This window comes from Rugamonas sp. FW305-51 (assembly GCF_058786935.1).
Genome location: NZ_JBYSZG010000018.1, coordinates 1 through 24174, shown reverse-complemented (window position 1 = coordinate 24174; position 24174 = coordinate 1). Strand labels below are relative to the sequence as shown.

Annotated in this window: 26 protein-coding genes; 17 read left to right on the top strand and 9 right to left on the bottom strand. The window is 67.4% G+C overall.

What is annotated here, in order from left to right; genetic code table 11:
- Genes AC3WOS_RS14265 through AC3WOS_RS14245 form a run of 5 tightly spaced genes read left to right on the top strand, consistent with a single transcriptional unit; the run spans position 1 to position 4614 of the window.
- Complete coding sequence (locus AC3WOS_RS14265) at positions 1–939, top strand: 4-hydroxyproline epimerase (protein ID WP_492716681.1); 939 nt, start codon at positions 1–3, stop codon at positions 937–939.
- On the top strand, positions 939–2072 hold the full coding sequence (locus AC3WOS_RS14260; RefSeq protein ID WP_492716680.1) for an NAD(P)/FAD-dependent oxidoreductase: 1134 nt from the start codon (positions 939–941) through the stop codon (positions 2070–2072). The genes AC3WOS_RS14265 and AC3WOS_RS14260 overlap by 1 nt, the downstream gene beginning before the upstream one ends.
- Positions 2065–2328, top strand: a complete 264-nt coding sequence (locus AC3WOS_RS14255; protein ID WP_492716679.1) for a (2Fe-2S)-binding protein — start codon at positions 2065–2067, stop codon at positions 2326–2328. The genes AC3WOS_RS14260 and AC3WOS_RS14255 overlap by 8 nt, the downstream gene beginning before the upstream one ends.
- Positions 2325–3665: an FAD-dependent oxidoreductase gene (locus AC3WOS_RS14250; protein ID WP_492716678.1), complete on the top strand. Its 1341-nt coding sequence runs from the start codon at positions 2325–2327 to the stop codon at positions 3663–3665. Before AC3WOS_RS14255 ends, AC3WOS_RS14250 begins: the two co-directional genes overlap by 4 nt.
- A gap of 37 nt (positions 3666–3702) precedes the next feature.
- Positions 3703–4614 (top strand): dihydrodipicolinate synthase family protein, encoded by a 912-nt coding sequence (locus AC3WOS_RS14245; RefSeq protein ID WP_492716677.1) that lies wholly within the window; start codon positions 3703–3705, stop codon positions 4612–4614.
- Positions 4615–4629: 15 nt separating this feature from the next.
- On the opposite strand, the gene AC3WOS_RS14240 is transcribed toward AC3WOS_RS14245, so the two are convergent.
- Positions 4630–4959 (bottom strand): thioredoxin family protein, encoded by a 330-nt coding sequence (locus AC3WOS_RS14240; protein WP_492716676.1) that lies wholly within the window; start codon positions 4957–4959, stop codon positions 4630–4632.
- Positions 4960–5165: 206 nt separating this feature from the next.
- On the opposite strand from AC3WOS_RS14240, the gene AC3WOS_RS14235 reads away from it, so the two are divergent.
- Complete coding sequence (locus AC3WOS_RS14235) at positions 5166–5561, top strand: hypothetical protein (RefSeq protein WP_492716675.1); 396 nt, start codon at positions 5166–5168, stop codon at positions 5559–5561.
- 55 nt (positions 5562–5616) lie between these two features.
- On the opposite strand, the gene AC3WOS_RS14230 is transcribed toward AC3WOS_RS14235, so the two are convergent.
- Together AC3WOS_RS14230 and AC3WOS_RS14225 are read right to left on the bottom strand one after the other, a co-directional pair.
- On the bottom strand, positions 5617–5787 hold the full coding sequence (locus AC3WOS_RS14230; protein ID WP_492716674.1) for a hypothetical protein: 171 nt from the start codon (positions 5785–5787) through the stop codon (positions 5617–5619).
- Positions 5788–5887: 100 nt separating this feature from the next.
- Entirely contained in the window at positions 5888–7480 is a 1593-nt protein-coding gene (locus tag AC3WOS_RS14225; protein WP_492716673.1) for a sensor histidine kinase, read from the bottom strand.
- 242 nt (positions 7481–7722) lie between these two features.
- On the opposite strand from AC3WOS_RS14225, the gene AC3WOS_RS14220 reads away from it, so the two are divergent.
- Both AC3WOS_RS14220 and AC3WOS_RS14215 read left to right on the top strand, forming a co-directional pair.
- A complete protein-coding gene (locus tag AC3WOS_RS14220) occupies positions 7723–8064 on the top strand; it encodes a hypothetical protein (protein ID WP_492716672.1) in 342 nt (113 codons plus the stop codon).
- Positions 8061–8906, top strand: a complete 846-nt coding sequence (locus AC3WOS_RS14215) for an HDOD domain-containing protein (protein ID WP_492716671.1) — start codon at positions 8061–8063, stop codon at positions 8904–8906. The genes AC3WOS_RS14220 and AC3WOS_RS14215 overlap by 4 nt, the downstream gene beginning before the upstream one ends.
- 180 nt (positions 8907–9086) lie before the next feature.
- Here AC3WOS_RS14215 and AC3WOS_RS14210 read toward each other — a convergent pair whose 3' ends face one another.
- Complete coding sequence (locus tag AC3WOS_RS14210) at positions 9087–9419, bottom strand: hypothetical protein (protein ID WP_492716670.1); 333 nt, start codon at positions 9417–9419, stop codon at positions 9087–9089.
- Between the two features lie 344 nt (positions 9420–9763).
- On the opposite strand from AC3WOS_RS14210, the gene AC3WOS_RS14205 reads away from it, so the two are divergent.
- The 9 genes from AC3WOS_RS14205 (at position 9764) to AC3WOS_RS14165 (ending at position 19397) form a co-directional block, all read left to right on the top strand.
- A complete protein-coding gene (locus AC3WOS_RS14205) occupies positions 9764–10810 on the top strand; it encodes a PhoH family protein (protein ID WP_492716669.1) in 1047 nt (348 codons plus the stop codon).
- Positions 10794–11258: an rRNA maturation RNase YbeY gene (ybeY, locus tag AC3WOS_RS14200; RefSeq protein WP_492716668.1), complete on the top strand. Its 465-nt coding sequence runs from the start codon at positions 10794–10796 to the stop codon at positions 11256–11258. Before AC3WOS_RS14205 ends, ybeY begins: the two co-directional genes overlap by 17 nt.
- 156 nt (positions 11259–11414) lie before the next feature.
- Complete coding sequence (locus AC3WOS_RS14195; RefSeq protein ID WP_492716667.1) at positions 11415–12293, top strand: CorC family transporter; 879 nt, start codon at positions 11415–11417, stop codon at positions 12291–12293.
- A 1-nt stretch (position 12294) separates the two neighbouring features.
- Positions 12295–13878 carry an apolipoprotein N-acyltransferase gene (gene lnt / locus AC3WOS_RS14190; protein ID WP_492716666.1) on the top strand — a complete coding sequence of 528 codons (1584 nt, stop codon included), beginning with the start codon at positions 12295–12297 and terminating at the stop codon, positions 13876–13878.
- Between the two features lie 92 nt (positions 13879–13970).
- Positions 13971–14882 (top strand): glycine--tRNA ligase subunit alpha, encoded by a 912-nt coding sequence (gene glyQ, locus AC3WOS_RS14185; RefSeq protein WP_492716665.1) that lies wholly within the window; start codon positions 13971–13973, stop codon positions 14880–14882.
- Positions 14883–14902: 20 nt separating this feature from the next.
- On the top strand, positions 14903–17011 hold the full coding sequence (glyS, locus tag AC3WOS_RS14180; protein ID WP_492716664.1) for a glycine--tRNA ligase subunit beta: 2109 nt from the start codon (positions 14903–14905) through the stop codon (positions 17009–17011).
- A 1-nt stretch (position 17012) separates the two neighbouring features.
- Positions 17013–17606 carry a D-glycero-beta-D-manno-heptose 1,7-bisphosphate 7-phosphatase gene (gmhB, locus tag AC3WOS_RS14175; RefSeq protein ID WP_492716663.1) on the top strand — a complete coding sequence of 198 codons (594 nt, stop codon included), beginning with the start codon at positions 17013–17015 and terminating at the stop codon, positions 17604–17606.
- A 31-nt stretch (positions 17607–17637) separates the two neighbouring features.
- The gene (locus tag AC3WOS_RS14170; protein WP_492716662.1) at positions 17638–18378 is read left to right on the top strand and encodes a lysophospholipid acyltransferase family protein; all 741 of its coding nucleotides are present in this window, start codon (positions 17638–17640) and stop codon (positions 18376–18378) included.
- A gap of 5 nt (positions 18379–18383) precedes the next feature.
- Positions 18384–19397 carry a M48 family metallopeptidase gene (locus tag AC3WOS_RS14165; RefSeq protein WP_492716758.1) on the top strand — a complete coding sequence of 338 codons (1014 nt, stop codon included), beginning with the start codon at positions 18384–18386 and terminating at the stop codon, positions 19395–19397.
- Between the two features lie 11 nt (positions 19398–19408).
- Here AC3WOS_RS14165 and AC3WOS_RS14160 read toward each other — a convergent pair whose 3' ends face one another.
- From AC3WOS_RS14160 to AC3WOS_RS14140, 5 genes are all read right to left on the bottom strand, one after another.
- Positions 19409–19744, bottom strand: coding sequence for a helix-turn-helix domain-containing protein (locus AC3WOS_RS14160; RefSeq protein WP_492716661.1), 336 nt, complete (start codon positions 19742–19744; stop codon positions 19409–19411).
- Entirely contained in the window at positions 19741–20067 is a 327-nt protein-coding gene (locus tag AC3WOS_RS14155; protein WP_492716660.1) for a type II toxin-antitoxin system RelE/ParE family toxin, read from the bottom strand. Before AC3WOS_RS14155 ends, AC3WOS_RS14160 begins: the two co-directional genes overlap by 4 nt.
- Positions 20068–20201: 134 nt before the next feature.
- A complete protein-coding gene (gene waaA / locus AC3WOS_RS14150; protein ID WP_492716659.1) occupies positions 20202–21704 on the bottom strand; it encodes a lipid IV(A) 3-deoxy-D-manno-octulosonic acid transferase in 1503 nt (500 codons plus the stop codon).
- Positions 21705–21706: 2 nt separating this feature from the next.
- Positions 21707–22714 (bottom strand): lipopolysaccharide heptosyltransferase I, encoded by a 1008-nt coding sequence (gene waaC / locus AC3WOS_RS14145; protein WP_492716658.1) that lies wholly within the window; start codon positions 22712–22714, stop codon positions 21707–21709.
- A gap of 4 nt (positions 22715–22718) precedes the next feature.
- Positions 22719–24101, bottom strand: coding sequence for a phosphomannomutase/phosphoglucomutase (locus AC3WOS_RS14140; protein ID WP_492716657.1), 1383 nt, complete (start codon positions 24099–24101; stop codon positions 22719–22721).
- Positions 24102–24174 lie beyond the last annotated feature (73 nt).

The window sequence follows — 24174 nt, the reverse complement described above, 5'->3', positions numbered from 1 at the left end:
ATGAAAACCATCTCCATCATCGACTCCCACACGGGCGGCGAACCGACCCGGCTGGTGACGGCCGGCGGCCCGGAACTGGGCACAGGCCCGCTCAGCGAGCGGCTGGCCACACTGCGCCGCGAGCACGACAACTTCCGCTCCGCCGTCGTCTGCGAGCCGCGCGGCTCGGACGTGCTGGTGGGCGCCCTGCTGTGCGCCCCGCACGCGCCCGATTGTGCGGCAGGCGTCATCTTCTTCAACAACGTCGGCTACCTCGGCATGTGCGGCCACGGCACCATCGGCCTGGTGGCCTCGCTGGCCTACCTGGGCCGCATCGGCGCCGGCCGCCACCGCATCGACACCCCGGTCGGCGTGGTGGAAGCGCGGCTGCATGAAGACGGCGGCGTCACCGTCGACAACGTGCCGGCCTGGCGCAGCCGCAAGGACGTGACAGTGGAGGTGCCCGGTTACGGCCCCGTGACGGGCGACGTGGCCTGGGGCGGCAACTGGTTCTTCCTGGTAGCCGGCCACGGACAGGAACTGGACATCGGCAACGTGGACCGGCTCACGGCCTACACGGTGGCCGTGCGCGCCGCGTTGCAACAGGCCGGCGTGACGGGTGACGACGGCGCCGAGATCGACCACATCGAACTGTTCGCCCCGTCCCGCACGGGCGCCGACAGCCAGAACTTCGTGCTTTGCCCCGGCAAGGCCTACGACCGCTCGCCCTGCGGCACCGGCACCAGCGCCAAGCTGGCCTGCCTGGCGGCCGACGGCAAGCTGGCCGAGGGCGCGTTGTGGCGCCAGGAGAGCATCGTCGGCAGCGTATTCGAGGGCAGCTACCGCCGTACGCAAACGGCTGGGCGCGTGGCGCCCAGCATCCGCGGCCAGGCCTGGGTCAACGCCCAGTCCACCCTGCTCCTGGACCCCAGCGATCCGCTGGTGTGGGGCATACGCTGATGTCCATCCCGTCCTGCATGGATGCCATCGTGATCGGCGCCGGTATCGTCGGCGCGGCCTGCGCCGACGCGCTGGCCGCGCGCGGCCTGCGCGTGACGGTGATCGAGCAGGACGCCGTGGGCAGCGGCGCCACCGCCGCCGGCATGGGCCACCTAGTGGTCATGGACGACAGCGAAGCCGAACTGGCCCTGACGGCGTGGTCGCTGGCCCTGTGGCGCGAACTGGCCGCCGGCCACCCGCAACGCCACGAATACAGCAACTGCGGCACCATCTGGATCGCGGCCGACGAGGAAGAACTGGCCGCCGCCCGCGCCAAGGCGCACATCCTGGCCGGCCACGGCCTGGCGTGCGAACTGCTGGATCCGGCCGCCCTGTACGCCCGCGAACCCGAACTGCGCCCCGGCCTGGCCGGCGGCCTGCTGGTGTCGGGCGATGGCCTGGTTTATCCGCCCAAGAGCGCCCGCCTCCTGCTCGAGCGCGCCTGCGCCAACGGCGCCGTGCTGGCGGCCGGCAGCGTGGTCCGTATCGAAGACCACGGCGTGCTGCTGGCCGACGGCAGCCGCCACCAGGCCGGCACCGTGGTACTGGCGGCGGGCGCGCGCTCGACCGCCCTGCTGCCGGAACTGCCGCTGCAGCCCAAGAAAGGCCACGTGGCCGTCACCGACCGCTATCCCGGCTTCATCCGCCACCAGCTGGTGGAGCTGGGCTATATCAAGAGCGCCCATGCCGCCAGTGGCGCATCGGTCGCCTTCAACCTGCAACCCCGTCCGACCGGACAAATCCTGATTGGTTCCTCGCGCCAGTTCGACACAAGCGACCTGGCGGTCGAACCGCGCATGATGCAGCGCATGCTGCGCCATGCTGCCAGCTTTACCCCCGGGCTGGCCCAACTGAATCTGCTGCGCTGCTGGACCGGCCTGCGTGCCGCCAGCAGCGACGGCCTGCCCCTGATCGGCCCCTACCCGGCCCGGCGCGGCCTGTGGCTGGCCACCGGCCATGAAGGCCTGGGCATCACCACCTCGCTGGCGACGGCCCAGCTGCTGGCCGACCAGGTGCTCGAGGCGCGCAGCGCCATTCCCTGCCAGCCCTATCTGCCCAGCCGCTTTGCCAGCCTGGCCCGCGCCTATGCCTGACGCCATCGTCCTTTTCATCGACGGCCTGCCCGTCAGCGTGGCCGCCGGCACCAGCGTGGCGGCCGCCGTCGCCATGGCCGGCAGCCCGGTCACGCGCCGCTCCGTCACCGGCATGCCACGCGCGCCCTTGTGCGGCATGGGCATCTGCCAGGAATGCCGGGTGACGATAGACGGCCGGCCGCACCAGCTGGCCTGCCAGACCCTGTGCGCACCAGGCTTGCAGGTGGTGACCGCGTGCGGCGGAGGCCGGCCATGAAGCGCGCCTTCGACGTGCTGGTGGTCGGCGCCGGCCCGGCCGGCCTGGCGGCGGCCCATGCGGCGGCCCGCCACGGCGTCAGCGTGGGCGTGGTGGACGACAACCCGCTGGCCGGCGGCCAGATCTGGCGCGGCGGCCCGGGCCAGCAGGCGGACCAGCGCGCCCGCAGCCTGTGGGCCACGCTGCAGGCCGCGCCCAACGTCACGTTCCTGCACCAGTGCCGCGTGCTCTATCCGCTGGACGGCAAGCGCCTGCTGGCGCAAACGCCCACCGACGCCATCGAACTGCATTACGGCAGTCTGGTGATCGCCACCGGCGCGCGCGAGCGCCTGCTGCCCTTCCCCGGCTGGACCCTGCCCGGCGTGACCGGCGCCGGCGGCCTGCAGGCGCTGGCCAAGGGCGGCTATCCGGTGGCGGGCAAGCGCGTGATCGTGGCCGGTTCCGGCCCGCTGCTGCTGGCCGCCGCCGCCACGCTCAAGCAACAGGGCGCGCAGGTTGCCGCCATCGTCGAACAAGCGGCGTTGCCACGCCTGGCGCGATTCGCACTGGGCCTGTTGGCCACGCCGACCAAGGTCACACAGGCGCTGCAACTGGCTTGCCGGTTGCGCGATGTGCCCTATCTGCGCAACAGCTACGTGCTGTCCGCGCACGGCAGCGCCACGCTGCAATCGGTCCGGCTACGCCGCGGCGAGCGTATCGAACAGTGGGATTGCGACCTGCTGGCCAGCGGCTACGGCCTGCTGCCCAATGTGGAACTGGCGCTGGCCCTGGGTTGCGCCATGCAGGAAGGTACCCGGCAAGTACGCGCCACGCAGGCCGGCGCCACCCGCGACGGCGCTGGACAGGATCACCGCGCGCCGGAGCGCGCCATGCTGGACTATGCCGTGCAGGTGGACGCCTGGCAGCGCACCAGCGTGCCCGACGTCCTGTGCGCCGGCGAAGGTACAGGCGTGGGCGGAGTGGACCTGGCGCTGGCCGAGGGCCGCATCGCCGGCCTGGCCGCCGCCGGCCGCACGGACGCGGCGCCGTCGCTGTTTGCCGAACGGGCCCGCTGGCGCAGGTTCGCCGCGCGCCTGGCCCATGCATTCGTGCTGCGTCCCGCACTGGCCCAGCTTGCCGACGACGACACCATCGTGTGCCGTTGCGAGGACGTGCGCCACGGCGAGCTGCGCGGGCACACCAGCTGGCGCAGCGCCAAGCTGCACACGCGCTGCGGCATGGGTCCGTGCCAGGGCCGCGTGTGCGGCGCCGCCACTGGCCTGCTGTACGGCTGGCGGCCGGACACGGTGCGGCTGCCGCTGTCGCCGGCGCGCATTGGCAGCATGATCGAAGAATAAAGGGACATTCCGTCCGTTTTTGACCAAGGAGAACAGCATGGCCGCAGCAAAATGGGAAGGGGTATTCCCCGCCGTTACCACCAAGTTCAAGCCCAACGAGGAACTCGACCACGCCGCCATGGAGCGCCATTTCGCGTTCCAGATCGACAGCGGCGTGAACGCCCTGCTCACCTGCGGCTCGCTGGGTGAAGCGAGCACCCTGTCGTTCGATGAAAAGCTGGCCGTCACCAGGACCGCGCTGCAAGTGGCCGGCGGCCGCGTGCCGGTGCTGGTCAACGTGAGCGAGACGCGCACGCTGACGGCCTGCCGTTTCGCCGAACAGGCCCACGAGCTGGGCGTGCAGGGCCTGATGGTGATGCCGTCCGTGCTGTACGCGGCCGACGCGCGCGAGGCGCGCGACAACCTGCGCACCATCGCCCAGGCGGCCCAGCTGCCCATCATGGTCTACAACAATCCCGTATCGTACAAGGTGGACCTGACGCCGGACGACTTCAGGGAACTGGCCGATTGCGAATGGATCGTCGCCATCAAGGAGTCGACCGACAACGTACGCCGCATCACCGACCTGCGCAACGCCGTCGGCCACCGCTACCAGTTGTTCATGGGCGTGGACGACCTGTCGTTCGAGGGCCTGGCGGTGGGCGCGGACGGCCTGCTGGCCGGCCTGGTGGTGGCCTTCCCGAAAGAGACGGTGGCGCTCTACAAACTGATGAAGGCCAAGCGCTGGGATGAAGCGCTGGCCCTGTACCAGTGGTTCATGCCGCTGATGCACCTGGACGTGTCCAACAAGCTGGTACAGAACCTCAAGCTGGTCGAGACCCTGGCCGGCGTGGGCAACGAGCACGTGCGCCGTCCGCGCCAGCCGCTGCAGGGCGCCGAGCGCGAGCGCGTGACGGCCATCGTGCAGCACGCGCTGGCCCACCGGCCCGACGTCAGCGCCCTGTTCTGAGGCGGGCGGCGCCGTTCACGGCGATGGGGCGTCGATGCGGGCCAGGGCCGCGGCGATCGGCGCGGCCGTCAGCGGCCGCACCAGCCGCTCCACTTCCTGGCCGTCGCGCAGGAAGATCAGCGTGGGCCACAGCTTGACCCGGAACGAGCGGCCCAGCGGGCGTCCCGGCCCATCCTCGACCTTGATATGGGCCAGCGCCCCATGGCCGGCCATGGCCTCGGCCAGCGGCGCCTGGGCCGCCATGCAGTGGCCGCACCAGTTGGCGCCGAATTCGAGCAATACCGCCCCTGGCAGCGCGTCGATCTGGGCCCGCGCGGGCGCATCTGTCTGGTAATCGGTTTTCATCGTCACTCCCCGGCCCGGCCCCGCATAGTCACAAGCAGAGCACGGACACTGTTGCATAGAAAAAATATATGGTGATATTTTGCAATTTTCAATGTCATTCTGAAACTGAATGTGCTTTAATGGTAAACAGAAAAGCACATACGTGTTCCACATTTGTCGCGGTCGCCGTGTTGCGCGGCTGACCGTCCCCGCCACCAGGAGCTGACATGAAGATCCATCTGCCCATCGTGCTCGCCATGCTGTTGACTGGCGCGGGCGGCGCTGCCCAGGCAGCGGCCGCGCCGGTGGTGACGATCCATGCGCCCCATTGCCTGTCCGCCCTGAGCGCCGCGCCCTGCAACATGGAAGGTGCGCCCTACCTGCTGGCGCCCGCCGCCGGCCGGACCGGCAAGCCGCGCGACGGCGCCGTCACCCTGCCCGGCGACGACCTCGATGCGCTCGATGAATACCTGCCCGCGCCCGCACCGTCCCAGGTCCAGGCGCCGGCCGCCGATGCGGCCCCGGTGCCCGAGCCGGCACAGTTCCTGATGCTGCTGGCCGGCGTGATATTGCTTGGACTGAGCTCGACCCGGCAGGAAAAGTACGACAAATTCTCTGCCTGAGAGCCCAGCCGGTACATTGCATCCCGCCTCGCGCGGGATTTTTTTTTGCCTTGGTCTACAGGCCGCAGACGGCATGGATATTGGTCAGTGCCACGCCGTGCAGCACGGCCCGGCCCATGCAGCTGAGTTTCTGCAGGCCGTTGTCGGTGGCGGCCGTGGCGAAGATCGCCAGCGCCAGCAGCACGCCGGCGAGGATCAGGATGCCTTTGATCAGATCTTTGTTCATGGAGCTGGCAGTGGTCGGACGATGTGGGACGCCATTCTAGCGCGCCGCCGCGCGTGGCCGCAATGGCGCGCGCCGGGCAGGCCGGCGATGGTCCGGCGCCTCATGCGTGCAGCTGGCCGTCCGGATGGGCCGGCGCGGCCGGATGGGTTTCGTCGACCGGCGTCACCACGGGAATGCGCAGCACGAAGCTGGCGCCGTGGCCCAGCGTGCTGCTGACGGTGATGGTGCCGCCGAACTGCTTGGCGATCAGGTTGAACACGATGTTGAGCCCCAGGCCGGTGCCGCCCTGGCCGCGGCGCGTGGTGACGAAGGGGTCGAACACCTTGTCGATCATGTCGGGCGCGATGCCCTTGCCGTTGTCGACCACCTGCATCTCGATCCAGTCGCCGTCAAGCACCACGTTGATGCCGATGGTGCCCTCGCCGTCCGGCTCGAAGGCGTGCTCCACGCAGTTGAGCGTGAGGTTGGTGATGACCTGGGCCAGCGCCCCTGGATAGCTGTCGAGCACAATGTCGGGCGGGCAGGCGATGGCGACCTGGATATGGCTCTTCTTCAGCTTGGGCTGCAGGCTGGCCACCACTTCCGTGATGTAGTCGCGCAGCTCGAAGCGGCGCCGCGCCTCGCTCACCTGGTCGACCGCGATCTGCTTGAAGCTGTGGATCAGGTGCGCGGCGCGGTAGGCGTTGTTCATGATCAGGCGCGTGCTCTCGCCGGCCGTCTCCACGTAGCGCAGGATGTCGGACTTCTTGATGTTACCGCCTTCGATGGACTGGTGCACCCGCTCGGTCGCCTCCAGCAGCACCGAGGCGCTGGTAAGGGCGATGCCGACCGGCGTGTTGATCTCGTGCGCCACCCCGGCCACCAGCCCGCCCAGCGACGCCAGGCGCTCGGCCTGCAGCAGCGATTCCTGGGTGCGGCGCAGGTCGTCGAGCGCCTTGGCCGTGGTCTGGGCCGACTTGCGGGCCTCGTCCTCGGCCTCGCGGATGCGGGCGATGATCGATTTCACCTTGCGCTGGATGGCGTTAAAGCCCCGTATCACTTCGCCCAGCTCGTCGTGGCGGTTGTCGGCCAGCTCCTCCACCTCGTCGCTGCCGCGGGTGGCCAGGTCGAACAGGCCGTCGCGCAGCTGCTTGAGCGGGTCGAACACGATGCGCAGCGACAGCGCCAGCGCCGCCACCAGGATCAGGTCCAGCAGCAGCACCTCCGTCACCTTGCGCCGCACCTCGGCCGCCAGCGTGGCGTCGATCTGGGCCCGGCTGAAGTTGACCACCACCCGTCCCACGATGACGGGCTTGAGCGAGGCGCCGGCGGCACCCGAATCGCGGTAGGCCAGGTCGGCCACCACGGGCGCGCCGGCCACCGGGGCATCGTTCTCGATCGCCACCACGCCGCCGCCATCGTTGCGCAGCTTGCCCGAGAACAGGCCGACCGAAGTGTCGTAGACGCGGATGGCCACCAGTTCCGGCGGCAGCATCTCGGCCGCCACGATGTTGTCGACCTTGGCCTTGTCCAGGTCCCACAGGGCCGACGGCAAGCTCGTCTGCAGCCGCGTCAGCACGCCCTGGCGCAGGCGCTGGTTGCTCACTTCCAGTTCATGGCCAAGGCTGTATTGGGCATACGTGCCGGAAATGGCCAGCACCAGCGTGACTATCACCACGAACAGCGCCGTCAGCCGACCTTGGATACCAAACATCTACACACCTCCCCCGGAATACCGGGCCCCGCGCGGGCGGAACCAAAAACGTGGATTTGACGGCAACGCCCCAATGTACGGTATGACATGCGTCTTGGCAAGAACTGGCCCGTCCCGACCGCGCCGCCGGCGCCGTTTTGGCCGCGCCGGTGCGCTCCTGGCGCCACAACGGCGACCCGGCCGGCGCCACACAGGGCGCTGCGGCAATGGTAAGATCGGGACAACAGAAAGCCGGAGGCACCATGACTGCCACATACCACCACATCCCGCTGGCCCAGGTCGCGCCCGGCATGGTCCTGTCGGACGAACTGCTCGACATGCAGGGCCATGTGCTGCTGCCGCAGGGCACCGTGCTGACCGAGGCCATGCTCGAGCTGATGCCGCGCCACGGCATCGCCGTGCTGCCCATAGCGCGCCCGCCCATCTCGCACGACGAGCTGGCGGCCAGCCGCCACCACTACCAGCAACGCATCGATCACCTGTTCCGCAAACACGACCCGGACCACGACGCCGACTGGGCCACGGGCCTGTTGCGGCGCTACGTGTCGGACTTCCGGCTAGGCATGGAGGATATTCCTGAATGAGCACACCGCTGACCTACGACGACGTCGTCAAGAACCTGGACGACCTGCCCTCGCTGCCGGCGGTCGTGATGGAACTGCTCAACAGCATAGACCAGGAAGAGGTCGACATCTCGGTACTGGCCAAGAAAGTGTCGTACGACCAGGCGCTGACGGCCAAGACGCTGCGGCTGGCCAATTCCTCGCTGTACGGGCTGCAGGTCAAGGTCACCACCATCCAGCAGGCCATCACCTTCCTCGGCTTCCAGACCACGCGCAACCTGATCACGGCAGCCGCCGTCACGGGCTGCTTTGCCGAGGGCCAGTGCGCCGGCTTCGACCACAAGCGCTTCTGGCGCCACTCGATCGCCACGGCCGCCTGTGCCAAGGTGCTGGCGCGCCAGATGCGCTTCAACCAGGACTACGCGTTCACGGCCGGCCTGCTGCACGACATCGGCCGGCTGGTGCTGGTGGCCTGCTTCCCCCAGCAGTACGCGCAAGCGATCGCCCACCGCGCCGCGCACGACTGCACCATGCTGGAGGCGGAACGCACGGTGCTGGGCATCGACCACGTGGACGCGGGCATGGCGCTGGCCGAGCACTGGAATTTTTCCGACACCATGCGCCTGGCCATCGGCGGCCACCACGATCCGGAGACCCCGGGCGCCGGCTTCCTGGCCGCCATCATCCACGTGGCCGATGCCATGGTGCATGCACTGGACCTGGCGCAGGTGCCCGACGGCCTGGTGCCGCCCGTGTCGACCGTGGCCTGGACGGCGCTGGCCCTGAATGAGGAAACGTGCCTGCAGCTGTTCCGCGAAACGGAGCTGCAGTTCGGGGAAATTGCGATGGTGCTGCTGTCCTGACCGCGCCCCGTGGCCGGGGCCGGTGACCGTGCCGATGGCACGTCGCAATGCAGATGGTGCAGCGCCGCTTGCCGGGATCGCCGGCAGCTGGCTGGCAGCTGGACACGCCGGCGCCGGGTCAGCGCGGGCGGCTCGCTGGCCTGCCGGACCGGCGGGACACGGCAGGCAGGTGCGACGCCATCAGTGACGGGCGTAGCTGCTGGCCTCCGGGCGGTCGCCGCGGTCTTCCGGCTTGGGCCGGCCCTGGGCGTCGGACAGGCGGTACTTGGTGCGGCGGTCGCCCATCAAGTCGCGCAGGTCGCGGATGCTCATGCCTGTCACTTCATGCATGCGTATCAGCAGCGAGGCGCCCACCGGCAGCCGGTGGTGGCGGATCTTGCTGATGACGGGCGGCGCCACTTCCAGCAGGCGCGACAGCGCAGCGTCGTTCTTGAGCTGCATCTTGCCCAGCAGGATATCGAGCAGATGGTTGGGATTGTAGCTTTCCTGGGAAGCGAGAGCGTGGTGTGCCATGATGTTCCTCGTCTGTGTTGATGATGAAATAGTGCTGCTATGAACTTAAGGTAGGCTTAGCGCACCCTAAGTTCCAAAGGCGCCGGACTGCTTGCCTTTCATACAATCTTATGCCCAAACCCGCGCATTCCGGCCGCCGGAGGCCTCGCGATGCTTGTTTGACCTCAACCATCGGCAGGAAAACTTAGCAACATGGCCATTTCATCACATAAAGCAAAATTGCGGCGCACGCAAGCCGGGCCCCCGGCCGGGCCGCCGGGGCCCGATTTACGTTAAACTACCGTTTTGGCGGCCGGCCCGCACGGCGCCTCCCGGCCCAGTCCGCAACACTACGAAACAGCCCATTGAAAACCAAGACCCCCGTCCAGCCGCAATACTTCGTCCCCGAGCCGCTCGATAACACCCGGCTGGCCCACCTGTGCGGCCCGCTGGATGAAAACCTGCGCCAGATCTCGGCCGCGCTGGACGTTACCATCTTCCGCCGCGGCGAAAAGTTCATCGTCAGCGGCAGCAATGCCGAACGGGCGGTGCAAATCCTCGAGCAGTTCTACGCCGTGGCCAACAAGGTGGTGCCGATCGAGGAAGTGCAGCTGGCCCTGGTGGAACAGCGCGCCGGCCTGGCCGGCGTGGCCGAGCAGCACGCGGCGGCCCCGTTCGAGGAACCGGACATCGCCAGCCCCGTGCTCAAGACCCGCCGCAGCGACCTGCGCGGACGCACCCCGCACCAGATCCGCTACCTGCGCAACGTGCTGGAACACGACATCAGCTTCGGCATCGGCCCGGCCGGCACCGGCAAGACTTACCTGGCCGTGGCCTGCGCCGTGGACGCGCTCGAGCGCGACGCCGTCAAGCGCATCATCCTGACCCGGCCCGCCGTGGAAGCGGGCGAGCGGCTCGGCTTCCTGCCGGGCGACCTGGCGCAGAAAGTCGATCCCTACCTGCGGCCCCTGTACGACGCCCTGTACGACCTGCTGGGCTTTGACCGTACGCAAAAAATGTTCGAAAAACAGGTGATCGAGATCGCCCCGCTTGCCTACATGCGGGGCCGCACGCTGAACCACGCCTTCGTCATCCTGGACGAGGCGCAGAACACGACGGTCGAGCAGATGAAGATGTTCCTGACCCGCATCGGCTTCGGCAGCAAGGCCGTCGTCACGGGCGACGTGACCCAGGTCGACCTGCACAAGACCGTCAAGAGCGGGCTGGTGGACGCGGTCCAGGTGCTGAGGGACGTGCGCGGCATCGCCTTCACCCAGTTCACCAGCGAAGACGTGGTGCGCCATCCGCTGGTGGCGCGCATCGTCGACGCCTACGAGACGGCGCACGCGCACCACGCCGAAATCGCCCCCTTACTCAAAGCCACCGCCATTAAAAATGTCCGAAAAAAATAAACTGAGCCTGTCGGTGCAATATCCCGATTCCCGTTTACAAGAGAGCATCACCCGGCCCAAGGTGCGGCGCTGGGTGCAGGCCGCGCTGCTGGCGCCGGCCGAACTGACCATCCGCTTCGTCGACGCCGAGGAAGGGCGCAGCCTGAACCGCGACTACCGGGGCAAGGACTACGCCACCAACGTGCTGACCTTCGCCTACAACGAAGGCGACGCGTTGCCCGACGACGCCCCCACCCAGGCCGACATCATCCTGTGCACGGACGTGCTGGAGCGGGAAGCGGCCGAGCAGAGCAAGACGGTGGAGCAGCACACGGCCCACCTGATCGTGCACGGCGTGCTGCACGCGCAAGGCTACGACCACCTGGACGACGCAGAAGCGGCCGAAATGGAAGGGCTGGAAACGGACATCCTGGCCCGCCTCGGCATCGCCGACCCCTACACCGCCTAAAAAAAATGGGGACGTACCCCATTTTCAGGCAAGACTGAAAATGGGGTACGTCCCCATTTTTCTGCCCCGGTTTGGTGATGGCAAAACGGCAAAATCGGTCCCGCCGCTCCGTTTGGTGTATCCTATATCCCTTCGAAACAACGGCTCACGCCTCCTATGCAAGAGCACCCTAGTGGCGTCAAGCCTGACGCCAAGCCCCACCGGTCACTGTTTGAACGCCTGACCGCCCTCATCTCCCCCGAGCCCGAGAACCGTGCGGAACTGCTCGATGTCCTGCATGACGCCCATGAACGCAACCTGATCGACGCCGACGCCCTGTCGATGATCGAAGGCGTGTTCCAGGTGTCGGACCTGTCCGCGCGCGACATCATGATCCCCCGTTCGCAAATGGATGTGATCGACATTTCCAAGCCCATCGAGGAATGGATGCCGGCCGTGCTGCAGACGGCCCACTCGCGCTTCCCCGCCATCGAAGGCGAACGCGACAAGGTGATCGGCATCCTGCTGGCCAAGGACCTGCTGCGCTACTACGCCGAGGAATCGTTCGACGTGCGCGACATGCTGCGCCCGGCCATCTTCATCCCCGAATCGAAGCGCCTGAATGTGCTGCTGCGCGATTTCCGCGCCAATCACAATCACATGGCCATCGTGGTGGACGAGTACAGCGGCGTGGCCGGCCTGATCACCATCGAGGATGTGCTCGAGCAGATCGTCGGCGATATCGAGGATGAATACGATTTCGACGAGGAAGAGGACAACATCCTGTCCATCAAGGAAGGCCAGTACGGCCCCCGCTGGCGCATCAAGGCCCTGACCGAGATCACCCAGTTCAACGAGGAACTCGACACCGCCCTGCCCGACGACGACGTCGACACCATCGGCGGCCTGGTCGCCAAGCACCTGGCGCGCATGCCGCACAAGGGCGACGTGTTCGACCTGGACGGCCTGCGCTTCGAAGTGCTGCGCGCCGACGCGCGCCAGGTCCACGTGCTGCTGGTGGAAAAACTGCCGGCCGCGCCGGAGCAAGACGCGTAACATGCGTTTTCGCCGTACCGATCCCAACGCCCCACCCAAGCCCCAGCGCAGCACCCGCGGCCGGATGACCATCACGGCCGCCGCCGGCGCGGCCAGCGTGTTCGCGTTCGCCCCGTTCGGCTGGTGGCCGATCGAGATGGCCAGCCTGGCCATCCTGTTCTACCAGGTGCTGCGCAGTTCCAGCGTCAAGGGCGGCGCCCTGATCGGCTGGGCCTACGGTTTCGGCTGGACGGCGGCCGGCGTCTGGTGGATCTACGTCTCGCTGCATACCTACGGCGGCATGCCCGCGCCGCTGGCTGCCGCCGCCGTGGTGCTGCTGGCCTGGGGCATGGGCGCCTACGTGGCGCTGGCCATGGCCGGCGCCTCCTGGCTGCGCCAGCGCTGGGCGCTGCCGCTGCCCGCGTCCAACCTGCTGCTGCTGCCGTCCATGTGGTCGCTGTGCGAATGGGTACGCGGCTGGCTGTTCACGGGCTTCCCCTGGCTGTCGGCCGGCTACGCCCACAACCACAGCCCGCTGGCCGGCTACGCGCCCGTGATCGGTGTGTATGGCCTGGGCTGGCTGGCGGCCGTCTGCGCCGGCGCCCTGCTGCTGTTGCTGCACCGCAGCCGCTGGCGCGCGCTGGCGCTGGTGGCGGCCATCCTGGCCGGCGGCGGCGCGCTCACGCAACTGCACTGGACCCATGCGGAAGGCAAGCCGATTTCCGTGCGCCTGATCCAGGGTAACGTGCCGCAGGACGAAAAATTCAACGGCGCCCACGTGCTGGCCACCCTCAAGCAGTACCGCGACGCCATCATGGCCGCCCCGGCCGACCTGATCGCCACGCCGGAAACGGCGGTCGTCATGCTGCCGCAGCAGCTGCCGCCCGACTACCTGCCGGCCATCAGCCAGTTCCTGCAGCGCAGCGGCAGCAGCCTGGTGCTGGGCATCCCCATGGCCGACAGCCAGACCGCCTACTTCAACAGCGCGCTGGGCATGACGCCGGTGGCCAACGCCAACTACTACCGCTACGACAAGCACCACCTGGTGCCGTACGGCGAATTCATCCCGCTGGGCTTTCGCTGGTTCGTGGACCTGATGTCCATCCCGCTGGGCGACCAGACCAGCGGCCCGGACATCCAGCCCGCCTTCACCGTCAAGGACCAGCGCGTGCTGCCCAATATCTGCTACGAAGACTTGTTCGGCGAAGAGATCGCGGCCCAGCTGCACCATCCGGCCGGCGGCCAGCAGCCGGCCACGCTGCTGCTCAATGTGTCCAACCTGGCCTGGTTCGGCGACACCATCGCCATCCCCCAGCACCTGCAGATCTCGCAGATGCGCACGCTCGAGACGGGCCGCCCCATGCTGCGCGCCACCAACACGGGCGCCACGGCCGTCATCAACGGCCGCGGCGACGTGGTGGCGCGGCTGGACGCCAACACGGGCGGCACGCTGGCGGCCACCGTGCAGGGCATGGCCGGCAGCACGCCCTATATTGTGTGGGGCAACAAGCTGTTCCTGGCCTTGCTGGCGCTGGCCCTGGCGGGCGCCTGGATTTGGGGACGGAGCGCGACGAAAGCCGCAAAAAACCAGGCAAAAGTTCCTTAATGTCTACAGGCGCCCCTTAAAACCCGCTAAAATTAGCCGCTTTAGCGAACCTGCAACCGTTGCGCCCCGCTGCGCGCCACCGACCAAACAAGATGCTCACATTTCAACAAATTATCCTGACCTTGCAAACCTACTGGGACAAGCAAGGCTGCGCCCTGCTCCAGCCCTACGACATGGAAGTGGGCGCCGGCACCTTCCACACCGGGACGTTCCTGCGCGCGATCGGCCCCGAGCCATGGCGCGCGGCCTACGTGCAGCCTTCGCGCCGCCCCAAGGATGGCCGCTACGGCGAAAACCCGAACCGCCTGCAGCACTACTACCAGTACCAGGTGGTGCTCAAGCCGGCGCCGGAAAACATCCTGGACCTGTATCTCGGTTCGCTCGAGGCGCTGGGCCTGGACCTGAAGCAGAACGACGTGCGTTTCGTCGAGGATGACTGGGAAAGCCCGACCCTGGGCGCCTGGGGCCTGGGCTGGGAAGTGTGGCTGAACGGGATGGAAGTGACCCAGTTCACCTACTTCCAGCAAGTGGGCGGCCTCGATTGCAAGCCCGTGCTGGGCGAGATCACCTACGGCATCGAACGCCTGGCCATGTACCTGCAGGGCGTGGAGAACGTCTACGACCTGGTGTGGACGGAATGGGAAGAAAACGGCGTCACCAGGAAGCTGACCTACGGCGACGTGTTCCACCAGAACGAAGTGGAACAGTCGACCTACAACTTCGAGCACGCCAACACGGAACTGCTGTTCGCCCAGTTCGCCAACCACGAATCGGAAGCCAAGCGCCTGATCGAGCTGCAGCTGACGCTGCCGGCCTACGAGCAGATCATGAAAGCGTCCCACAGCTTCAACATGCTGGACGCGCGCGGCGCCATTTCCGTGACCGAGCGGGCCGCCTACATCGGCCGCGTGCGCACCCTGTCGCGCCTGGTGGCGCAAGCCTACTACGACTCGCGTGAGCGCCTGGGCTTCCCCATGCTGCCCGCCTCCGCCACCGCCGCCTGAGCCAACAAGAACACAACGATATGAACCAGACTCTCTTAATCGAACTGCTGACCGAAGAACTGCCGCCCAAGGCGCTTGCCAAGCTGGGCGCCGCCTTCGCCGCCGGCATCGTCAACGGCCTGAAATCGCGCGACTTCCTGGAAGCCGACAGCGTCGCCACCAGCTATGCCACGCCGCGCCGGCTGGCCGTCTCCATCACGGGCGTGCGCGCCACCTCGCCCGACAAGGCGATCCGCGAAAAAGTGCTGCCCGTGAGCGTGGCGCTGGACGCCAATGGCAACGGCACCGCGCCCCTGGCCAAGAAACTGGCCGCGCTGGGCTTCCCCAACCTGACCGTGGCCGAGCTGGAACGGGCCCAGGACGGCAAGGCTGAAAGCTTCTTCTACACCTACACGGCAGCCGGCAGCGCGCTGCAGGCCGGCCTGCAGGCCGCGCTCGAGGAATCGGCGGCCAAGCTGCCCATCCCCAAGCTGATGAGCTACCAGCGCCCCGACGGCGCCACCGTCAACTTCGTGCGTCCGGCCCACAGCCTGATCGCGCTGCATGGCGCCACCGTGCTGCCGTTGACGTTGCTGGGCCTGACGGCCTCCAACACCACCCTGGGCCACCGCTTCCTGATGGCCGACGGCAGCCGCCGCATCACCATCGCCCACGCCGACAGCTACGCCGCCACCCTGGCCGAACAGGGCAAGGTAATCGCCGGCTGCGACGCGCGCAAGGAACAGATCCGCGCCGCCCTGCTGGCCAAGGCCGGCGCCGACCAGGTGCTGATGCCGGAAGCGCTGCTGGACGAAGTGACGGCGCTGGTCGAATGGCCCGTGGTCTACGAGTGCCACTTCGAGGAACAGTTCCTGGCCGTGCCGCAGGAATGCCTGATCCTGACCATGCAGACCAACCAGAAATACTTCGCGCTGACGGACGCGCAGGGCAAGCTGCGTTCGCGCTTCCTGATCGTCTCCAACATCGCCACCGCCACCCCGGACGCCATCGTCGGCGGCAACGAGCGCGTGGTGCGCCCGCGCCTGTCGGACGCCAAGTTCTTCTTCGAGCAGGACAAGAAGAAGACGCTCGGCTCGCGCCTGCCGCTGCTGAAAAACGTGGTCTACCACAACAAGCTGGGCACCCAGGCCGAGCGCAGCGAGCGCGTCACCGCGCTGGCCGCCGCCATCGCCCGCGCGCTGGGCACCGACGTCCAGCTGGCCACCCGCGGCGCCCTGCTGGCCAAGGCCGACCTGCTGACCGACATGGTGGGTGAATTCCCTGAGCTGCAAGGCATCATGGGCACCTACTACGCCCGCCACGACGGCGAGCACGAGGAAGTGGCGCTGGCCGCGTCCGAACACTACCAGCCGCGCTTTGCCGGCGACAGCCTGCCCACCACCGCCACCGGCACCGCCGTGGCGCTGGCCGACAAGCTCGAAACGCTGGTCGGCATCTGGTCCATCGGCCTGCAGCCGACCGGCGACAAGGATCCGTTCGCGCTGCGCCGCCACGCCCTGGGCGTGCTGCGCATGCTGGTGGAAAAGCGCCTGCCGCTGGCCATCAGCGCCGTGCTGGCCGATGCCGCCGGCGAGTTCGTCGCCATCCCCGGCTTCAAGGACCCGGCCGCCGAAGTGACCGCCTTCATGCTCGATCGCCTGCGCGGCATGCTGCGCGAGCGCGGCTTCTCGCCCAACGAGATCGAAGCGGTGGTGGCGCAGAACCCGGACCGGCTGGACGACATCGTGCAGCGCCTGGAAGCGGTGCAGGCCTTTGCCGCCCTGCCCGAGAGCGCCTCGCTGGCCGCGGCCAACAAGCGCATCACCAACATCCTGAAGAAGAACGAGGAAGCGCTGGCCCAGTCGGGCGCCACCGGCGTCAACCCGGCGCTGCTGCAGGACACGGCCGAGAAGAACCTGGCCGCCGCCGTCGCCCGCGTGCAGCCGGAAGTGGACGCGGCCTTTGCCCGCGGCGACTTCGCCGGCACGCTCAAGACGCTGGCCCAGCTGCGCGACGACGTGGATGCCTTCTTCAACGACGTGATGGTGATGGCCGACGATGTCGCCCTGCGCAACAACCGCCTGGCCCTGCTGTCGTCGCTGCACGGCATGATGAACCGGGTGGCCGACATTTCCAAACTGGCGGCCTGACATGGGAGCGCCGGCACTCAAGCTGATCATTCTCGATCGCGACGGCGTGATCAACCATGACTCGCCGGATTTCATCAAGTCGCCGGCCGAGTGGCAGCCCATCCCCGGTTCGCTGGAAGCGATCGCCCGCCTGAACCAGGCTGGCTACCGGGTGGTGGTGGCGTCGAACCAGTCGGGCATCGCCCGCGAGTACTTCGACATGACGGTCCTCAACGCCATCCACCAGAAGATGCACATGCTGGCGCAGCAGGTGGGCGCCACCATCGACGCCGTGTTCTTCTGCCCGCACGCGGCGGCCGACAGCTGCGACTGCCGCAAGCCCAAGCCCGGCATGTTCGACGAAATCGCCAAGCGCTACCAGGTGAGCCTGAAGGGCGTGCCGACGGTGGGCGACTCGCTGCGCGACCTGCAGGCCGGCTACGACCGCGGCTGCGTGCCCTTCCTGGTATTGACCGGCAAGGGCGAGAAGACGCACAGCACGGGCGGCCTGCCGCCCGGCACCCTGGTCTTCCCCGACCTGGCGGCCATGGTCAGCCACCTGCTCAAGACGGCGGCGGTGGCTGCATCGGCGGCGCCGCAGGCCACCAACCCATAATCAAACCAATAATCGAGTTCTGGAGACCGCATTGCGTGATACCGTTTTATTCCTGCGTTCTTTGCTGTTCATGATCGTGATGGTCGTCTCGACCATCGTCTGGGCCTGCGTCTGCTTCCTGGCCGCGCCCCTGCCTTACAACAAGCGCTTCTGGGTCACCGCGCGCTGGAACGTGTTCATGATCTGGTGCCTTAAGGTCATTTGCGGCATCCGCTACCAGGTCAAGGGCGCCGAGAATTATCCGGACGCGCCGGCCGTCGTGCTCTCGAAGCACCAGTCGGCCTGGGAAACCATCTTCCTGCTGCCTAACATGCCGCGCCCGCTGGTGTTCGTGTTCAAGAAGGAGATCCTCTACATTCCCTTCTTCGGCTGGGCCATGGCGCTGCTGCGCATGATCCCGATCGACCGCAAGCAAGGCAAGAACGCCTTCAAACATGTGGTCAGGCACGGCAAACGTCGCCTGGCGGACGGACAATGGATTATCATGTTCCCGGAAGGGACCCGCATCCCCGTCGGCCAGGCAGGCAAGTACAAGAGCGGCGGTACCCGCCTGGCGATTGCGACCGGCGCCGTGGTGGTGCCGATCGCGCACAACTCCGGCGAATGCTGGCCCAAGAACTCGTTTATCAAACGTCCGGGGCTGATCACGGTATCGGTCGGCAAGCCGATCTCGCCGCAAGGCCAGACGCCGGACAGCATGATGCAACAGGTGGAAAATTGGATAGAATCAGAAATGCGCGTCATTTCGCCCCACGCCTACAGCGCTGGCTAGACGACCTGGCCACCGCCGTCAAACCGGCGCCGCAGGATGCGGCGCCGGACGCGGCGCGTCAGCAGCTGGACCTGTTCGGGCAGGAGGCGGCTAACCAGGCCGCACCGGCCGCGCCGCCGGCAGCGGCCGCCGCGCCCCATACGGCCAACCTGCTGCGCACGCCGGAGACGGCCAGCCCGCCCGTGCGTCCCGGCGTACCGCCATGGACGCCGCCCGTCACCGTCACACCCGCCTCGCCTCCCACCGCCATTCCCATCCGGCCGCCCGCGCCGCCTCCTTCCGAACTGCCCCCCAAGCGCCAGCTGCTGGTCGGCCAGTTCGTGCTCGAATACACGCTGCGCCGCTCCACCCGCCGTTCGATCGGCTTCATGATCGACGACGACGGCCTGCGGGTGACGGCGCCCAAGCGCATCAGCATCACCGAGATCGACAACGCCATCCGCACCAAGCAGCACTGGATACTGAGCAAACTGCACGAGCGGCGCGAACGGCGCGCGGCGCGGCTGGAAAAGCCGCCCGTCGACTGGGTGGACGGCGCCCAGCTGCCCTACCTGGGCGGCGACATCACGCTGCGCCTGCTGGTGGGGGGACGCAACCGCAGCAGCTACAACCCGGCCACGCGCGAGCTGGCCATGGTGCTCGTGCCGGGCGCCACCGAGCTGCTGCTCAAGGAAAGAGTCAAGGCCTGGCTGCAGCAGGAAGCCAAGCTGCTGTTCGAGCAGCGGCTGGACCTGTACGCGGCCCGGCTGGGGGTGCGCTACCATTCGTTCGCCCTGTCCTCGGCCGGCACGCGCTGGGGTTCGTGCACGGTGGAGCGCAAGATCCGGCTGAACTGGAAGCTGATCCACTTCTCGCTGCCGCTGATCGACTATGTGGTGGCGCACGAGCTGTCGCACCTGCTGGAGATGAACCACAGCGCCCGCTTCTGGGACACGGTGGGCCTGATCTATCCGGAGTATGAGGAAGCGCGCAACCTGCTGCGCAAGCGGGCGCAGGAGCTGCCGGTGCTGTTTGGATGAATCCCCACAAGCTAAGCAAGCTTCCTGGACGATGGATTCTTCATTTCCTGCAGTTGGTGGTCGTACCAGCTTTCATAGTCGCTGGCCTGACTCAATTGAGGTACGCCGGTCGCAGGCAACGCGCGATATAGCGGATCATTCATGACACCGGCTTCCTCTGCCAACTCAGTCAAGTCACCGTACGCCTCGGCCACGACAGCCAACGTCAGCAATCCGGCCACTCGCTCGTCGGGCCTGCTGAGCGCTTCAACGGCTACTCTTATGGAAACGATGGCCAGTTCACGATCAGCCCGCAATTCCCTTACTTCGCAATCGTGATGCGATACGTGGGGGGGAACGCGATTCATTTATACCTCCGTTTCCAATCCGACCAAAAACGCCGGGCAAGCAAAATGTCAGTTTGCTGCCTGGAGCCTTTACTTCCACCACACAACAGTATCACCAAGCTGTCCCCGTACCGCGCGCAATAAATTCGATGACCTGGTCCCAGATGAATGCGCAGCTCGTCGATGCCTCCGCCAACGCTTACCCAGTCGCCCCAATTTCCCAGCCGTAATTGACGCAAGCGAAACAGTACCCGCCCCTTCAGCTCTGTATTGCGCAAACTGTCGAACCATTCATCGAATGGAACTCGACCATTATCCTGCGCGTAACGTAGCACCTCAAACATACTGATTCCTCAGCTTAGTAACAGGCAATAGGCTTTGCAAGCCCAGCCTGAAAATGGAGGAGTTCAGTATGCAGGTACTGCGTGATCGCTATGTGGGCAAGATCAAACCAAGATGGCGATCAGCTGTGGCACTGCTACCGCAACGCCGGCAGCAGTGCCAGCGTGCGGGCGGTGGCGCCGCGGTGCTGGTTGGCGAAAGCCAGGGCGCGGGCGCCCATGGCGTCACGGGCGGCGCTATCGCCCAGCAGACGGGCGGCCTGCGCCATCAGGGTGGAGGCGTCGGCCACGCGCTCGGCGCCGCCGGCGGCCAGCGCGTCTTCCGTCACCAGCGCGAAATTGAACGTGTGGGGACCGATCAGCACCGGCTTGCCCAGCGCGGCCGGTTCGATCAGGTTCTGGCCGCCCAGCGGCAGCAGGCTGCCGCCCACGAAGGCGCAGTCGCAGGCCGCGTAGTAGGCGAACATTTCGCCCATCGAATCACCCAACAGGACGTCCACCGCGGCGGGCAGGGTGTCCACTGCGGCCGGCGGCAGATCCACCGCAGCCGGCAACGCTCCCTTGGCCGACAACATTTCCCTGGCCGGCGGCACGTTCCCCGACGCCAATGCGGTGTCCGTCCGGGACGGCCGCACGCCGCCACCGTCCAGTTGCAGGCGGCTGCGGCGCTGTACTTGCAGGCCGCGCTCGGCGATCAGCTTTTCCACTTCATCGAAACGCTGCGGATGGCGCGGCACCAGCAGCAGCAGCACGTCCGCCGGCAGCGTGGCGCGGGCCTGGCGGAAGGCGTCCAGGATCAGCGCTTCCTCGCCCTCGCGCGTGCTGGCGCACAGCAGCACGGGGCGGGCACCGATATGGGCGCGCAGCGCGGCGCCCGTGGCCAGCGCCGCCTGCGGCACCACCACGTCGAACTTGATGCTGCCGGTGACGGCCACATTGGCCACGCCCAGCGCGCGCACGCGGGCCGCATCGGCCTCGGTCTGCGCCGCCACCAACGATATGCCACGGGCCGCATCGACCAGCAGGCGGCCAAAGCGCGTCGCCTTGCGCAGCGAGCGCTCCGACAGGCGGGCATTGGCCAGCACCACCGGCACCTGTGCGCGCACGCACTGGCCGATCAGATTGGGCCACACTTCCGTCTCCATCAGGATGCAGATGCGGGGCTGGAAATGGCGGATGAAACGGCGCACCATGCCGGCCGTGTCATACGGCAGGTAGGATTGCACCAGCCGCGCGCCATGCCTGGCGAACAGCGCCTTGCCGGTGGCGCGACCGGTCGGGGTCATATGGGTCAGCACGATGCGGCTGGCCGGATATTGCGCCAGCAGCGCGTCGATCAGCGGTTCGGCGGCGCGCGTTTCACCCACCGACACGGCATGCACCCAGATCGACAACGGCGCAGCGCCGGCGGGCAAAAGCGAACGTGGTTCGGCTGCTGCGGACGAACGGGCCGGGGCAGCAGTTGACGAGCCGTCTGCCGGCGAAATGGCGAGCGGCAGCGCCCTGGTACTGGCGCCGTAAAAGCCCAGCCGCTCGCCCCAATGCTGGCGATAACCCGGCTCCTGCCGGCCGCGCAGCCACAAACGCAGCAGCACCAGCGGCAGCGCCAGCACCCACATCACGGAATAGAATACGCGCATGGTCAGCCCAGCAGGGTGCGGGCCGCAGCCAGCACTTCGGCCACGGACGGCGGCGCGCCGCGGTCACCCAGGTTGATGATCCTGGGCGACCAGTTGCCCTCGGTCTTCCAGCGCGGCGAGTCGGCGTAGATTTCCACCGTCGGCACCGTAAAGGCGGCGGCGATATGGGTCAGCCCCGTGTCCACGCCGATGGCCAGCGCGGCATGGCGCGCCAGCAGCGTGGCGTCGGCCATCGACAGCTTTGGCAGCATGCGCGCATTCGGCAGCGCGGCGGCCAGGGTTTCCGCTTCCGCCTTTTCCTTGTCCGAGCCCCAAGGCAGCAGGATGGGCATGGGCGCCAGCTGGCGGCCCAGTTCTATCCAGTGCTGCGGCGCCCATTTCTTGGCGTCGCGCGCGGTGCCGTGGAAGTAGACGGCATACGGCGCGGACGGCATCCAGTCCGGCCTGGCTTCGTCGGGCGACACGGCCGGCAGGCCGAAGTCGGCCGGGGTATCGACCGCGTAGCCGAGCGCGGCGCCGGCCACCAGGCGCCCGCGCGCCACGGCATGGGTACGCGGGTCGGTCGGCACGCTGTCGGTGTGGAACCAGCGCGAGATGCCCTCGTAGCCCGAGCCTTCGCTGCCGTTGGCCAGGCCCACCTTGTGCCCGCCCTTCACGATACGCGCCGCGCCCATGATGATGCCGGTCTTGAGCAAGCCCTGGGTGTCGAACACGTAGTCGTATTGCTGCTGGCGCAGGGTGCGGAAGAAGGCGCGCAGCTCGGCCCGCGTTTCGGGCTTGCCCAGGCTCTTGCGCCAGCGCCGCAGCGCGAACGGGATGATGGTGCGCACGCGGGCGTTAAGCCGCACCAGGCTCACATAGCCCTCTTCCACCACCCAGTCGATATTGGCGTCCGGGTAGTGGCGCGCGATGTCGGCCACCATCGGCAGATTGTGCAGCACGTCGCCCAGCGACGAAACGCGCACCAGCAGGATGTTCAGCGGCCGCTTGCCGCCCGCTTGCGCGCCCATCCGGTCAGAACGGCAGGACCGCGTCCGGCTTGGCAGCCAGGATCACGCTCTTGAACTGGCCCTGGATGCGCGCCAGCGCGGCCGGGGTCTCCGCCTCGAAACGCATCACGATCACCGGCGTGGTGTTGGACGAGCGGGCCAGGCCGAAGCCGTCCGCGTATTCCACCCGCAGGCCGTCGATGGTGATGATCTGTTCATGGCCGGGGAACACGGCGTCGCTGCGCAGCTTCTCCATCAGGATCACGTTCTCGCCTTCCTTCAGTTCCAGGTGCAGTTCCGGCGTGCTGTCGGACTGCGGCAGGGCATTGAGCAGGGCCGACGGATCGGCTTCGCGGGTCAGGATCTCCAGCAGGCGCGCACCGGCGTACAGGCCGTCGTCGAAACCGTACCAGCGGTCCTTGAAGAAAATGTGGCCGCTCATCTCGCCGCCCAGCGGGGCGCCCGTCTCGCGCAGCTTGGCCTTGACCAGCGAGTGGCCGGTCTTGTACATCAGGGGCTGGCCGCCGCTCTTGGCGATCCACGGCGCCAGGTGGCGCGTGCACTTGACGTCGAACAGGATCTGCTGGCCCGGATGGCGGGTCAGCACGTCGGCCGCGAACAGCATCATCTGGCGGTCCGGGTAGATGATCTGGCCATCCTTGGTGACCACACCCAGGCGGTCGCCATCGCCGTCGAAGGCCAGGCCGATCTCGGCGTCCGTCTCGCGCAGGCAACGGATCAGGTCCTGCAGGTTTTCCGGATGGGCCGGATCGGGATGGTGGTTGGGGAAGTTGCCGTCCACCTCGCAGAACAGTTCGATCACTTCGCAGCCCATGGCGCGATACAGGTCGCCGGCGAAGGCGCCGGCCACGCCGTTGCCGCAGTCGACGGCGATCTTGATCGGGCGCGCCAGCTTGACGTCGCCGACGATGCGCTCCAGGTAGGCGGCGCCGATGTCGTGGGTGCGGTAGCTGCCGGCCACCTCGGCGCGCGAACCGTCATGCTCGACGATGCGCTGGTACAGCGAGGTGATGGCCTCGCCGTGGATGGCCTCGCCGGCCAGCACCATCTTGAAACCGTTGTAGTCGGGCGGATTGTGGCTGCCCGTGACCATGATGCCCGAGCGCGCGTCCAGCGCATGGGTGCCGAAGTACACCATGGGGGTGGCCACCACGCCCAGGTCGATCACGTCCACGCCCGCCGCCTGCAGACCCTGGGCCAGGGCGGCCGCCAGTTCAGGGCCGGACAGGCGGCCGTCGCGCCCGATCACCACCGTGCGCTCGCCCTTGGCCAGCGCTGCCTGGCCGAAGGCCTGGCCGATTTGCCGGGCCACGCCGGCGTCCAGGGTTTTACCGATAATGCCGCGGATATCGTAAGCTTTGAAGATCGTTTTTGACAGGGAAACCATAATGTAGGTGAGCGTGGTTGTAGAGGGGGCATGGCAAGGCCGCCATGATACCGCAGCCGGGGCCGGCTGGGCG